At 27.6% G+C, this 13,555-nt stretch carries 13 protein-coding genes and 1 other RNA gene; 8 read left to right on the top strand and 6 right to left on the bottom strand.

The window, feature by feature from the left end; genetic code table 11:
* Positions 1-122 precede the first annotated feature (122 nt).
* The 5 genes from AAHI02_RS10695 to AAHI02_RS10675 all read right to left on the bottom strand — a co-directional run bounded on the left by AAHI02_RS10695 (position 123) and on the right by AAHI02_RS10675 (position 2,219).
* Positions 123-1,034 carry a hypothetical protein gene (locus tag AAHI02_RS10695; protein WP_346983235.1) on the bottom strand — a complete coding sequence of 304 codons (912 nt, stop codon included), beginning with the start codon at positions 1,032-1,034 and terminating at the stop codon, positions 123-125.
* Positions 1,031-1,366, bottom strand: a complete 336-nt coding sequence (locus AAHI02_RS10690; RefSeq protein ID WP_346983234.1) for a hypothetical protein — start codon at positions 1,364-1,366, stop codon at positions 1,031-1,033. Before AAHI02_RS10690 ends, AAHI02_RS10695 begins: the two co-directional genes overlap by 4 nt.
* Entirely contained in the window at positions 1,363-1,629 is a 267-nt protein-coding gene (locus tag AAHI02_RS10685; RefSeq protein ID WP_346983233.1) for a recombinase family protein, read from the bottom strand. Before AAHI02_RS10685 ends, AAHI02_RS10690 begins: the two co-directional genes overlap by 4 nt.
* A 47-nt stretch (positions 1,630-1,676) precedes the next feature.
* Positions 1,677-1,802: a hypothetical protein gene (locus tag AAHI02_RS10680; RefSeq protein ID WP_346983232.1), complete on the bottom strand. Its 126-nt coding sequence runs from the start codon at positions 1,800-1,802 to the stop codon at positions 1,677-1,679.
* Positions 1,803-1,907: 105 nt separating this feature from the next.
* Positions 1,908-2,219 (bottom strand): antirestriction protein ArdA, encoded by a 312-nt coding sequence (locus AAHI02_RS10675; RefSeq protein WP_346983231.1) that lies wholly within the window; start codon positions 2,217-2,219, stop codon positions 1,908-1,910.
* Positions 2,220-2,654: 435 nt separating this feature from the next.
* Here AAHI02_RS10675 and AAHI02_RS10670 point away from each other — a divergent pair, with 435 nt between their 5' ends.
* From AAHI02_RS10670 to AAHI02_RS10655, 4 genes are read left to right on the top strand one after another with little or no spacing between them, the layout of a single operon-like run.
* Positions 2,655-7,166 (top strand): hypothetical protein, encoded by a 4,512-nt coding sequence (locus tag AAHI02_RS10670; RefSeq protein WP_346983230.1) that lies wholly within the window; start codon positions 2,655-2,657, stop codon positions 7,164-7,166.
* A 37-nt stretch (positions 7,167-7,203) separates the two neighbouring features.
* On the top strand, positions 7,204-8,004 hold the full coding sequence (locus tag AAHI02_RS10665; protein WP_346983229.1) for a hypothetical protein: 801 nt from the start codon (positions 7,204-7,206) through the stop codon (positions 8,002-8,004).
* 14 nt (positions 8,005-8,018) lie between these two features.
* Positions 8,019-10,115 carry a hypothetical protein gene (locus tag AAHI02_RS10660; RefSeq protein ID WP_346983228.1) on the top strand — a complete coding sequence of 699 codons (2,097 nt, stop codon included), beginning with the start codon at positions 8,019-8,021 and terminating at the stop codon, positions 10,113-10,115.
* Complete coding sequence (locus tag AAHI02_RS10655; RefSeq protein WP_346983227.1) at positions 10,112-11,080, top strand: hypothetical protein; 969 nt, start codon at positions 10,112-10,114, stop codon at positions 11,078-11,080. Before AAHI02_RS10660 ends, AAHI02_RS10655 begins: the two co-directional genes overlap by 4 nt.
* A 210-nt stretch (positions 11,081-11,290) precedes the next feature.
* Here AAHI02_RS10655 and ssrA read toward each other — a convergent pair.
* Positions 11,291-11,692, bottom strand: a transfer-messenger RNA (tmRNA) gene (gene ssrA / locus AAHI02_RS10650).
* Positions 11,693-11,993: 301 nt separating this feature from the next.
* Between ssrA and rpsU the strand changes: the two genes are divergently transcribed.
* The 4 genes from rpsU (at position 11,994) to AAHI02_RS10630 (ending at position 13,449) form a co-directional block, all read left to right on the top strand.
* Positions 11,994-12,191 (top strand): 30S ribosomal protein S21, encoded by a 198-nt coding sequence (rpsU, locus tag AAHI02_RS10645; protein WP_047399333.1) that lies wholly within the window; start codon positions 11,994-11,996, stop codon positions 12,189-12,191.
* Between the two features lie 79 nt (positions 12,192-12,270).
* Positions 12,271-12,888 (top strand): site-specific integrase, encoded by a 618-nt coding sequence (locus AAHI02_RS10640; RefSeq protein ID WP_346983226.1) that lies wholly within the window; start codon positions 12,271-12,273, stop codon positions 12,886-12,888.
* Positions 12,851-13,162: a tyrosine-type recombinase/integrase gene (locus AAHI02_RS10635; protein ID WP_346986609.1), complete on the top strand. Its 312-nt coding sequence runs from the start codon at positions 12,851-12,853 to the stop codon at positions 13,160-13,162. The genes AAHI02_RS10640 and AAHI02_RS10635 overlap by 38 nt, the downstream gene beginning before the upstream one ends.
* Positions 13,159-13,449, top strand: a complete 291-nt coding sequence (locus tag AAHI02_RS10630) for an HPF/RaiA family ribosome-associated protein (RefSeq protein ID WP_042721328.1) — start codon at positions 13,159-13,161, stop codon at positions 13,447-13,449. Before AAHI02_RS10635 ends, AAHI02_RS10630 begins: the two co-directional genes overlap by 4 nt.
* Positions 13,450-13,555: the final 106 nt, after the last annotated feature.

The following is a 13,555-nucleotide window of genomic DNA, read 5'->3' as shown; positions in this document are numbered from 1 at the left end:
TGATTTGCAGATACAAATTTAATTCAGATTCTGAGGGATTATTGAGGGATGTACTAGTGTTTATTCTTGTTAATGTAGTGTAATTCAGTTTGTTATGGATGTTTTCTGTGGGATTGTATTTTTTATTTAAGATTATTAACAATATTTATGATTTCTGAGCTTCTTTTTACAACTCTAGAAGCTACACTTTGATTTAAATCACTAATTCCATCAGCTATTTTTTTAGCATCAAATGAAATATTACTTTTAGCTTTTGTTGAAACTAAAAATCTGTCAGAGATTTGTTGATAGAAAATCATTGATTTAGCTGCATATTTTTCTGCTAAAAAGCTAACTAAGTAATAAAATTCTGGAAGTGATTTGAGTCTCAATGTAATTTTATTATCATTTGCATAATTATTATTTAAAATTTTAAAGAATAGGTTTTTAGAAACAGGCTCTTTAAAAAGCTCATATGCAATAAGTTCATTGTAAAATTTTTCAACAAATTTGTCTTCCAAACCGAAAATAGTTTTCCTACTTTCAATATTAATTTCAGGATTTATGTGTTTACCAAATTCATTTTCTAGTATTCTTATAATTCCCAAATGTGCCCCAGAGAATTCATTTGTAGTAATTTTTTGAATGCTGTTTAAAGGATAGTTAAGGTCTCTTTTATTATTCAATGATTGAGAAAATCGAGAAATCGAATTTTTAAGAGCTAATATTGTATTTTCATAGTATATCTTTTGACTTAGCTCTGTGTTGTAAGATTTAAAATAATTACTAAAAGCTGAAATAAAATCCAACTGATAGTGTTCTATTTCTGAAACGAGCAAGATTTCATATCTATTAATTATGAATTCAATATCTAACTGAGATAAAAACTCTTCAAAATTGATAACTTCAAAATCAAAGTTTTCTGGATTTCCTTCAATGGTTTCATCATCAATTAATAGATAATATTTTTTACTAAGTTTAATTTCATTATCCTGAAAGTTTATTTTAGAGATAATAAAATTATTTATCTTTTCAATGGAATCTAAAAAAATCATGATGCTAATTTAAAATCTTTTTTTACTTTTTGAACAGTACCTAAGCTGACATTACATAGTTTAGCTGTATTTCTAAGTGATTGTCCTTTCTTTAGATACTTTATAACCTCTTTATACTTATTTAAAACCTGCTCATCGCTTTCAACTGAGCCTTTCAACCTTCCTTTGTAAACACCTTTAGCAATGGCTAAATTTATACCTTCTCTCTGTCTTTCCAAGAGTGAATCTCTTTCCATTTCAGCAATATTGCCAATAACTGAAATGATTAATTTAAAGGCAGAATTGGGCTTGCCATTAACTAGGCTTTCAATTCCGAGATTGTCTACTTTCAAAATAATTTTTTTTCATTTAGAAGCTCTAAAGTGCTTAGAATGTCGAAAAGATTTCTTCCTAATCGGTCAATTGAATGTACAGTTATATAATCTATTAAGCCCGCTTCAATGTCTTCAAGCATCTTTTTCCCCTCTGGTCTTTCGCTGAATGGTGTAGCTCCACTAATAATATCAATATAAAGCTTTTCATCGGGGTTGCTTTTATGTAATTGCCTTGCTGTATTCTGGTTTCCAGTAGAAACCCTAATATATCTTGCTTTCATTTTGATTATGGTATAAAGCACCCCGATAGCAGGGTGCAGGGTTATTATTAATTTCTGAAATAATGTCCGTTTGAGGATGAATAATCAAACATGAAATTATATGCTGTTTTCTGCCAGTCTATAAATATGTAAGGAGGAAGATTTTCAGGGATACTACCATCCTGTTCTAACATTTCCTGTGTAAAGTCTTCATCTGAATTAAATTCACCAGAATAAGAATCCGAAACCTTATCTAAAAGCTCCTCTATATCTTTACAATAATCACCAATACAATCTACTTAGGCTTCAATGATTTCAAATTCTAAGCCTGAATCGTTGATTTTCTCTGCAATTTCATAAATATCTTTTGAAAGGTAACTTTCACTTATTAACCCCTGATTGACAAAGAATTTTGGAGATTCATAATCCTGAATCATAAACTCAGGTTGATTTTCATCTTTGTGAAGCTCTTTCATAGCTTGATAAAGTTCTTCGTAATCTGGATAATCTGAAAGTTGAAGCCATTTTCCATATAAGCTTCCACTGTTATACTTTGCATAAGTGCCACAGTAAACGGCACAATTGTCGAGACAATTTTGTAAATTTGCCATAGTCGATAATTTTAAGTAAGAGTTAAAATTTATTGATATGCCTAGTGATACGCCAATATTACTAGGCTTTTTTATTTATTCAAATTTACAATATTTCTATGGATGTGCCAAATTTAGAGTAGGTATTTTTGGTATATTTTAAATCTTTTACAACAGCTTTTTAACAAATTTTTATGTATCATTTTTAGACTTTAGTCTAAATTTATTATAGAAAAATTAAAAATTAATTTCTAAACTCCTAAACTTTTCTAACTCTTTAAGGAGGGGTGTCCCAAAATTATAAATTAAATGGGGGAGTGTTATCTATATAGGGGTTCCGTCGTAATATAAATTAAATTTTAACTATTGATTCTATATTTATCTTTAGAATTAATTTATATCAAAATTTTTGTAAATTGTAAATGCACAATATAATTTCAATAAACTAATAACTTAATGGATATAAAAAGAGATGCTTCTGATAAGCATAAAGGTATAACACTTCAAAAACTCAGAGCAATAAAGTTAGCGTTAGAGACAATAATCAAAAATCCGAAAGCCCAATTTCATGTTGCGATAGAAAGTGATGGAGATGTTTTTATTTATAGTGATAATAGAAAATTCATTGAAGAGAATAAAAATTATGAATCAAAAAATTTTTCATTTTTTAGTAAACAGGTTCTAAATACACTTATTTACTTCATTGATTACTGGCTAAAAGATTCTGTAAATAGAAGTGAAAACATTGTTTTCAGTTTTTATTCTACCAATAATATATCAAAAGAAAATAATACTAAAAAAACTAAAAATTTAGGCATTGATTCTTTACCAAATGAACCAATATTACAATTATTACAAAGTGGAAATTGGAAAGAAGAAAATAATATTCTTGAAATATGTAAAAAGGCTATTTTGTCTGAGTATGAAGAGCAATATAATGGTAAAAATAATCATTATTCAATAATTGAAAAATTTTCAGAAGAAGATTGGCAAAAATTTTTTAGTCAAATTATTTGGAATTTCGGAATGCCTAACGATATAGATTTAGAGAAAGAAATAAAGCAAACTATTTCGAGGTATGGAGAAATTAAAAATATTGATGTTGAAGGAAAGGAGGTATTTATTGAAGCAATGCTCAGAAAGAGATTAGAGGATAAACAGAATGAAAAAGATATCTCTCAAAGATATTTAACCGATGAATCTTTAGAGTTAATTTGCTATCAAATCAAAAATCAGCCAATTGATAAAAATTTATTTAGATATATTGATTATGATTATAAAGAAATTATTGAAAATATAAACATTTTTACTCATAATTTCATAAAGGATAAATACTTTTCAGTTAATAACAATCACTATGATTTACCTGTTTTCCTAAATAGAAAAGTTAAATATCATACGTCCGAAATTAAAATAAAAACAAATCATTTAGAAGAAACAAATCCTGAATTAATAACAAAAAATGTAATTGTTGGAGAAATAAAAGATTTCATAGATGATTTAAAACCTACATTTTTATTTGGCGAAATAGGAAGCGGAAAAAGTTCAATAATCGCAAATTTTGTACTAGAAGAAAATAAAAATGATAATTTAAGCATTCTCATTCCTGTCAATAATATAAAAGGAAAGATTTCTTCAGACTTCTCTTCATTATTTTTATGTATAAATACTTTTATTAATTCAAATATTACGAACAAAGACCCTTTTTTTGATTTTGAATTTATACTTAATAATAGACCGATTCAGATTATTTTTGATGGATTAGATGAGTTGGCAAATAATGAAGTTAGATACCTGATTAAACACATAGAAAAGTTATCCAGAGACTATTCTGATTTAATAGTAATTGCAACAGGAAGACCAATAGAATTACAGTCAATAATAAATTTTAATGATTGGAATTGTCTTACTACTATAGATTTAACTGAAAATGAAGTATTTGAAATTTTAAAAAATGAAGCAATTGCAAACGGTTTCGAGGTAACTGAAGCTATTGAGGATTCTAAGAGAAGATTAGAGTTTTTGAAGAGCAGAAGTGAATTATCACTTTTGTCAAAAACACCTTTAGTGGTTTGTTTAATAAGAAGTTTTCTTTCTGAAAATCTCTATGAAGAAACTTTAGGGACTTTGATGTACCAAATTTTATTAAAAAGGCTAAAATGGGATGAGGTGGATTTAAAATCAAATTATCCACATTACTTTGAAGCATTTCCAGAAGAAATTCAACGTGAAAAAATAATAGCAAAAATTGCTGAAGAAATATTTATTTCTGAAAGTAAAAGAATTACAGAAATCAAATTTAAACAAATCGTAAATGATAACATTTTAGAAAATATTAATAATAGAAATCAAGTAATTTCAGAGGCTATTTTATTTTATAAAAATCTTTTTTTACAATTAAATGATAATTATTATAGTTTTATCTCCCAGCCATTATTAGAAGTTTGTTATAGTGTAGAATTATCAGAAAAAATAAATAATAGTAGTTTTAATTTAAACATTGATACAAATACTTGGAGACCATTTTCTTTTTCAATAGCAATACACAAATTAAAAAATGGAATTACAGATGAATTAAAAAGTGTAATTAATAAATCACTTGATGAATTGTTGTTTGTGGAAAATAATGTTCCCATAGCTGCAATTATTGTATCTGAATCAAAAACTGTTGAGTGTGCTAAATATTTTATTGAAAAACTTACTAAACTTAGTTTTAGACCGCTTAGGACATGGAGTAATGATAGTTTATGGGGAGAACCAGATACTTATTCCCCTTTTACAATAGCTGATGCAATAAACCTGTCAGAAAACGATGGGATAGATTGGTTTTTTGAAGAATATCTAAATCCAAAACATCCAATTGCACATTATGAAGAATCTTTGATTAAAGCAATTTTAGGGAATATTTTCTATCTAAAAAAATTTAATATAGAAGATAGATATAAGACAAAGTTAATTGAAATTGTCAATTATCATTTGGCGGCTCGCACAATGGCTTGTCAATATATTTTACCTGTAATTTGTTTAGTGATTCCTGAAAAAATAAAAAAAGAATATCGAAGCACAATGCTTTTAAAATTGCTTTCTGAAAGAATTTATTTCGAAAGGAGTAAAGAGTTGATAGAGTTAGAAATAGATTCTGGAAATAATGATGCAATTATTAATTCAATTGAAACAATAGCTCTTAAAGATGATAATAGAAATGGAGAAATTCTATTATTACATCTTCGGCTATTTAAGGATAATAATCAAATTAATAAAACAATAATTGATAAGATAATTACATTAAGTATAGAGAAAGATGTTTCTTTATTAAAGAGTTTACAAAATCATATAGATGAAAAAATACTAAAATCTTATCTAAAATTTTCTGTTCTCAATAACACTAAAATATCTGATTATGCAGCCATTTTACTGTTTAGAAATTATCAAGAGAAAAACCTCTATCTTATAGCCAGACCACTTCTTGGTAAAACAAATCTTTATCATAAAAATACTGAGGAAAGAAAGAAGATTCTTGATGAAGTTTTGTTTATCTCTCCAAATGATTCTCTTGATTTTATGAGAACATATCGGCCTAAAAGAACTGGCTCCAAAGGAGAATTAATGGAAATTTATATATATTATTTTAACAAATTACTAATGTTAAGTGAAGATATATATAAAAATGATTTCTTTTATATAATTGCTAATCATCCTGATTATTCAATTTTAAGTAGATATTCTGAAATTAGGAATAGTTATAAAGATTTATTGCTTAATAAACCACAATATAGAGACTTTGCTAAAGAGGCAACAAAACATATTGATTTCAAAATCCGTTCAAATGCCAATTCTATATTATTAGTCTGCTTTCCTGAAGAAGCACAAGAGGAGTTGGAAAATGTCATTTATATGGCTTCTAATAGGCTTTCTGATATTAATGAATGGTTGAGGTTTTGTATGAAGCTGAATTATAGCAAAATTGCTTTGGAAAACATAAGAAGTAAATTGAATACTTTTCCTGATTTATCAAAAATTTTTGCATTATTTATACTTTATCATCAAGATATAAAATTGACCGAAGAAGAAATTGATATTTTAATATTGGGACTTCTCGGCAAAGGGTATATGTTTGATATAGGAAATGTCTTTAAAATAGAAAATGATTTAAAAAGAGTTTCGGCACAATCAGAGTTTTTTTCTAAAATAGTTAAAATTTTACATGAGGGCGATTTGCCTTTAGCTAAAAAGGCAGCTAGTATTTTATCATCATTTCATTATGGGAAATTGTCTAAAGATGAATTAGGAAAAGTTTGTGTTTATGATTGTGAAGAATGGGAAAGAAATTTATATAGTTTGGAAAGGAATCAAATAAAATTATTCGAAGATGAAGATTTTTTGAAAGGATTTGATGAAGCTAATGCTTTGATTCTTGAAAAAACAGGGAAAGAGAGTAATTTATCACTTTATAAAAAAGTAATTATAAATAAAGAAAATTTGTGGACTGATTTTATACTAAAACTTACTCATACCGATAGTCATATTGATGATTCCAAATTAGAATTACTTTATAATTGGCTGTTATCACTTAGAAAGAAAGATTCTAATTATACTGATAAAGTGGGAGATTCAATAGTTGAATTACTTTCATATCCTGCGATAATTGAAAATACTAGCTATAATAGTTACTTTCCTTACTATTCTTTGATAGCAAGTGAATTTTCTGCTAATAAACTTAATTTAGAAAATGTATTATCTGAATACAGATGTAAAGATGACTTGCAAGTTACTTTGTTATATCGGCTTGGTCTTGTTCCAGATAACTTTAGGGCTGAGGATTATAAGTCATACTTGGATTTATTCTCTTTAAATCTATCTTCAATTGTTGTAAAAAGAAGTAAGGAGGATGTTGATAAAGTTTTCTTGGATTCTGAAATTCTTCCAGATTCAACTCCTTCCTTCATGGAATCAATTCTCTTTTTTTGAAATTTATAGTAATGATGAATTAAGAAAAAAAGCAGAAATGGGTAAAATGACGGCTATAGTTGCTTCTATGATATTATTTTGTAGAGATGAGAAAACTGATTTTGTTACAATTTTAAATGCTTTTGATAAAACAGGTTGGTATTTTAGAAGAGATACTTTATATGGTATTTTCGGAGAGGCTCTTTTTATTATTAAAGAAGAAATGCTTAAAGAAAATGGAGCTAAAGAAAAATATATAGCTGATTTAAAGAAAAATATTCACAACGAAAAGGATGAGATTAGCAATAATATAGTTGATAATTTTAGAGAGTTATTTTCCTTAGATGCAAAAATTGAAATTGATGATTTTAGAGTACTTTTCAATGAACTACTGCATACACCTTACTCTTTAAAATTAGATTTAATGAATATCATTTTTAACCATATTATTAATGAACTTGAGTTGGAAGATTATAATGTTCTCTCAAAGGAAGTGGAGAATAATATCAAAATATTGATGAATAATGGATTCAGACACGGTTTTGAAGGTGATATTATTCCATTGCTTTGGATGTTTTCTTTAATTTCATTTTTTATTGATAACGAGCGGAGAGATTATTCTGTTTTTGGATTTTTAAAAGGAATTGAATCAATATTTATCATAAGTACAGATAGACAATATACAAATACGAAAAGCAAAAAAGTGAAAATAGGAAGTAGAGATTTATTTCTACACAGCGAAAATATTTATCAAAAAATTTCGCCTAAAATTATAAAAGAGGTTCTTGTCGAGGGTATTAAATATGGCGAACCTGAGATAAGAAGTTTATGCTTAATGCTTCAAGCTTTTGCAAAATAAAAAAAATAACCAATATGAAAACATTTAAACTATTATCGATTAGACCATTGCAAAAATGTGACAAAAGGTTTCTAAAAAACTTACAGAAGGGTACTATTTATAAGTTTTATAATGAATATACTTATCTTGACGTAGATGATAATCAAATTGAAACTGGAGATAGAAATGTTGTTAAAGTTACTTTTGAAAAATCAATTCCAGAGGATTTATATAACACAGATGAATTGAGTATTAATATTTCTGCATTAGTTGGTAAAAACGGTTCTGGAAAAAGTACTTTGCTAGAGCTATTTTATGCAAGTTGTTATGTTATAGCATCTCGAAAACAAATATTAAGGAATAATGCTTATTATCAAAAATTGTTTGAAGAAAGTGGAAACAGAGATATACATTTAATAAAATTAGCACAAGAAATTACATCTGTTTATGATAATTTAAATGTTGAATTTTTTTATCAGATTGATGATTGCATATATGGAGTTAGACTAGAAGCTTTTAATATCTATCATTTTATAGTAAAAGGAAGTAATGATAAGTTTATTGAAAATAATCTGTATCCGAATAATCCAGAATTTGCAATTTATCCAGACAGTGAACAATTGGATAGTAATTTAAGATTTATATTAAATGATGTCTTTTTTTATTCAATTTCAATAAACTATTCATTATATGGGTTAAATGATAAGATATTAGGGAATTGGGCTACAGAGCTGTTTCATAAAAATGACGGTTATCAAACTCCTCTTGTTGTAAATCCATTTAGAAGAGGAGGAAATATAGACGTAAATAGTGAACTTCATTTAGCACAGACAAGATTGTTTACGAACATACTTCTTAGTAAGAATAAAGAAATTCTTTACGAAAAAGAAATTGATACTATTGTTTTTCAAATAGATGTTGAAAAATATGTTGATAAAATTGATGAAAATTTAGATTTATTATTTGATAATTTTAAAAAGGAGCGAGGACTAGACAATGTGAACTTTTTCACAGATGTTTACAATAGTTTGTATGGAGGAAAAGAATACGGAAATATAGTTCCTTTTACAACTCCTAGACCTAATTTTGAATATTTGGTAAAGTATCTTTTTAGAAAAATTATCAAAATTTCTCAAGTGTACTCGGAGTATGATGGAGATACTCTAATTAAAGATGATAAAGTAATATTTACCAATTTTTTCACCTTTTTAAGTAAATTGAAAGATGATAGAAGCCATATAACTTTAAAGCTTAGGCAAACCTTAAATATCATAAGATTTAATATTCTGTATGAAAATGAACAGGCAAACAAATATGAAGTGTGGAGTAAAGATGATAAAGGTAATTTCTTTTTTAGAATAAAAATAGATAGACTAATTGAACGTATAAATGTTTTCTATGAAAATAAATTTTCTTATGAAGAATTAATACCAATTGGTTCCTATGATACAATTATTTGGATAGCAAATAATAAAAATGATACGGATGCTATATCAAATCTAGATATATTAAGTTCTGGTGAACAACATTTATTGCATTCTATTCAGTCAATATTATATCACATTTTAAATATCAACTCTGTTTGGGGGTCAAAAGCTAAGAAAATTAAATATCAGTATATTAATATAATCTTAGATGAAATAGAATTGTATTTTCATCCAGAATTCCAAAGAATATTCTTATTTGAATTACGCAACAAAATTAAAAATCTAAAAATAAATAATATTAAAGGTTTTAATATCATTTTTTGTACACATTCGCCCTTTATCCTTTCTGATATTCCAAAAGAATGTGCTTTAAAATTAGATGAAGGGAAAGTTAAACCAAATTTTAAAGAAAATACTTTTGGAGCAAATATTCATGACCTATTAGATGATGACTTTTATCTTTCAAATGGATTTATGGGAGAATTTGCTAAAAATAAAATTCTTTCACTTATTAGCTATTTAGATAAACCTTACGAGAAGGAAGTAAAAGATGAGTATTGGAATGATAAGAATTCTCTTAAATTTATTCAGATTGTTGGAGAGCCTATATTGAAGAGCACATTGAGGGAGCTTTATTTCAAAAAATATAAGAATGAAATTGACAGGGAAATTGACAGGTTGATAAATTTAAAATCGGAATTATGATTGGAATTAATAAAAAGATTGTTGAGGTAGCCATTTCAGATTCTTTGGTTGAATTAAATGCTCAAAGTTTAGAAATTGTAAATAACTTAAAAGAATTTAAAAGAAATAATAGCATTTTAAAAAGTAAGGACACTGCATATCTTAATAAGATAATTGCTGAGTTCGAGACTACTAATCTTATTACAATGTCATTATCAGATTTAGAGAGAGTGAAAAATGAAATAGGTGAGATTCCTGTTTGTAGAAGAAGATTTAATGGTAAGAAAAGAGCTACTTTGTTGAAAGAGGAAATTTTACAAATCTTAGACTATAAAGGTAAGCGGAGTAAGCTTTACCCAGAATACTTCCAAAAAATTGGGATTAAAGCTTGTGTTTACTGTAATTCTCAACTTACTGTAACTGTTGATAAAAAAATTATTAATAGAAGAGGAAGTAGAATTGAATACGTTGCTAAATTTCAGTTAGACCATTTTTATCCAAAAGATAAATATCCTCATTTAAGTATTTCCATGTTTAATTTATATCCTGTTTGCTCATCTTGTAATCTTGTGAAAAATAATAATCCCAATGTTGAATTTAAATTATATGTAGATGATTTAAATAAAAGTGATTTTGCATTTAAATTAGATAAAAGTTCTAAAGCGACATTTTTAAGTACGAGAAATAACAAACATTTGAATATTATATTTCAAAATGTAAATGATTCCACCTATAAAGATATTTTTCGAGTTAATGATATATATAAAACTCAGTATGATGTTGCCGAAGAAATTATTTTAAAAAGCTTAGTATATAATTCATCATATCGGAAAAGTTTAATAAAAGAATTTGGTAAACATAGAATTAATGATAATTTAATCAATAGATTTATTTTAGGTAATTATATAAATGAGAGTGAAATACACAAAAGACCTTTAGCTAAATTCATGCAAGATATAGGTAGAGAAACAGGTTTGATAGAATGAGCTTTTAGTTAGTAGTTTTTATTAGCATAAGTAAATTAAAATCACTTGTGGAATGTATAAATTAATATTTATAAAGTATATAAACAAGATAATCTTGTATCCGTTTCTCTAAGAATAGGAATACTTGGGAACGTTTTCGGGCACAAAAACAAAAAAGAGAAAATGTAATTATTTAAAATTCAATAATTTACATATTCTCTTTAGCTTAAAAAGTGGAGTTGGAGGGATTCGAACCCTCGTCCAAACAAGCAATACATAAGATTTCTACATGCTTATTCTGCTATTGGTTTTCGACTGAAAGCAGAGAGCAGACACCCAACTTTCAGCTTATCTTCTAAGGTTTTCGAGCTTTAGCCGAAGCTTCTAAAGCCTTATTTCCGCATTCCTATATCCCAGGATCAAACGCCGCAGAACAGAGCATTTGTGGAATATCTTGCTTCCTTACTAAAATCTTCGGGAAAACGCTTGATCTACTATACTTCGATATTAAGCTGCAAGAGCGAACTCTTCGTTGCCAGTTAAAATTTTGTAGCAAGGGATTATAGAGATCGCGCTACGGTTCTCTGCATGCTTACTTACCCATTGGTCTTGCTGTCGAAACCAGTCAACCCCATTGATAAAGTGAATACAAAGATAATACTTTTATTTTTATCAGAAGCTTTATCCCGCTTTCCACTGTATCTTTTGGGTTACGGGCTCCGCTTTGCTTCGCCCGCAACCCAAAAGGATGTCGTTTCAATCGGGGCTAGGGTAACAGTTATTCATTTGAAATTTAGAAGACTAACAAATCTTAATTCCTTAGAAATAAAAGCTCAATTAGGATTAACAATTAACGATAAGTATTTTTATTATAATTAATTTTGCGGGTAAATAAAAAATTCCTATTTTTGCAATCCAAAATGAGATGTAAAATATGTTAATAATTCCAGTTAAAGATGGTGAATCCATCGACAGAGCATTAAAAAAATATAAGAGAAAATTTGATAAAACAGGAACAGTTCGTCAGTTAAGATCTAGACAACAGTTTATCAAGCCTTCTGTGACTTTAAGACAAGCTAGACTTAAAGCAGCTCATAAGCAAAGAAATCTTAGCAAAGAAGAGCAGGCTTAAGAAATTTTCTTAATTCGCATACTAATTCACTCTTTAAATAGTTATATTTGAAGAGTGAATTTTTTGTTTTTATACTTTAATGATGTTGGACAAATTCTTAGAATATATACAGCTCGAAAAGAGATATTCGCCTCATACAATTACAAGTTACAGGAAAGATCTTGAAGATTTTTCCCACTTTTATCTTAGAACAGAGTCTTCTGTCGATCTTTTGAAAGTTGATAAAAAGATTATCCGGAATTTTATCGTGGATTTAAGTGAAAATAATATTTCAAGAAGAAGTATCAACCGGAAATTATCATCATTAAAAAGTTTTTATCTCTTTCTTTTAAGAATTGGTGAAATTGAAGTTTCGCCTGCCGAAAATATTTCATCTTTAAAATTTTATCCTGAAAAACAAATTCCTATGTCTGAACAGGAAATGCAAAATCTGAGTGATCAGGTTTTTACCCAGGTTCATAATGTTCTGGAAAAATCTGTTTTAGAGGTTCTTTATCAAACAGGAATTCGTAAAGCCGAGCTTTGTGGTATGACTTTTGAAAATGTAAATCTTAATGGAAATGAGATAAAAATAATAGGAAAGGGGAATAAACAAAGAGTAATTCCTATCTCCGATAATCTCTCCGTATTATTAAAAAGTTACGTAGAAATACGCAACCCTGAAACAGAATATAAATCATACTTTTTTTGTCAATAAGAAGGGTAAAAAACTCACCGAAAAATTTGTGTATTTGATGGTTAATAAGTACCTTAGTCTTATAACAACGAAGGAAAAAAGAAGTCCTCACATTCTTAGACATAGCTTTGCTACACATGTTCTGGATAATGGGGCAGAGATCTCTAAAGTAAAAAAAATATTAGGACATTCCAGTCTTGCAAGTACTCAAGTCTATACGAATGCCAATATCGAACAATTGAAAAAAGTTTTTAATCAGGCTCATCCAAGAGCTGCAAAAAATGACGAATTATGAAGATCACAGTACAATCAATTGGTTTAACTCCACACGAACCACTAGAATCACACATTGAGAAAAAAGTAAGCAAACTGGATACTTTTTATGATAAAATCCAAGACTGCAAAGTATTTTTAAAAGTGGAAAATACCTCGGACAAATCCAATAAGACCGCCGAGATTATTTTAGCGGTTCCGGGCGACGATATTGTGGTAAAAAAGACAACTGCAACTTTTGAAGAAAGCTTAGACTTATGCGTTGATGCAGCTAAAAAGCTACTAATCAAGAAAAAAGAATTGGCTTAGTGAAAAAAGTCAAAAATAATTATTAAAAAGTTTGAGAATTCAAAAAATCCGTTCTATATTTGCACTCGCAAAAAGGAACAGTGATCTTTTGAATTCTTTTTCATTA

The sequence above is a fragment of the Chryseobacterium sp. POE27 genome (genome assembly GCF_039727685.1).
GTDB lineage: Bacteria > Bacteroidota > Bacteroidia > Flavobacteriales > Weeksellaceae > Chryseobacterium.
This window is presented reverse-complemented; position numbering and strand designations above follow the sequence as displayed.

Excerpts from the sequence above, each read along its gene's own strand:
- AAHI02_RS10685 (WP_346983233.1), bottom strand. The coding sequence starts at position 1,629 with ATGAAAGCAAGATATATTAGGGTTTCTACTGGAAACCAGAATACAGCA.
- AAHI02_RS10665 (WP_346983229.1), top strand. The coding sequence starts at position 7,204 with ATGGGTAAAATGACGGCTATAGTTGCTTCTATGATATTATTTTGTAGA.
- AAHI02_RS10675 (WP_346983231.1), bottom strand. The coding sequence starts at position 2,219 with ATGGCAAATTTACAAAATTGTCTCGACAATTGTGCCGTTTACTGTGGC.
- AAHI02_RS10655 (WP_346983227.1), top strand. The coding sequence starts at position 10,112 with ATGATTGGAATTAATAAAAAGATTGTTGAGGTAGCCATTTCAGATTCT.
- rpsU (WP_047399333.1), top strand. The coding sequence starts at position 11,994 with ATGTTAATAATTCCAGTTAAAGATGGTGAATCCATCGACAGAGCATTA.
- AAHI02_RS10640 (WP_346983226.1), top strand. The coding sequence starts at position 12,271 with ATGATGTTGGACAAATTCTTAGAATATATACAGCTCGAAAAGAGATAT.
- AAHI02_RS10630 (WP_042721328.1), top strand. The coding sequence starts at position 13,159 with ATGAAGATCACAGTACAATCAATTGGTTTAACTCCACACGAACCACTA.
- AAHI02_RS10695 (WP_346983235.1), bottom strand. The coding sequence starts at position 1,034 with ATGATTTTTTTAGATTCCATTGAAAAGATAAATAATTTTATTATCTCT.
- AAHI02_RS10670 (WP_346983230.1), top strand. The coding sequence starts at position 2,655 with ATGGATATAAAAAGAGATGCTTCTGATAAGCATAAAGGTATAACACTT.
- AAHI02_RS10680 (WP_346983232.1), bottom strand. The coding sequence starts at position 1,802 with ATGTTAGAACAGGATGGTAGTATCCCTGAAAATCTTCCTCCTTACATA.
- AAHI02_RS10660 (WP_346983228.1), top strand. The coding sequence starts at position 8,019 with ATGAAAACATTTAAACTATTATCGATTAGACCATTGCAAAAATGTGAC.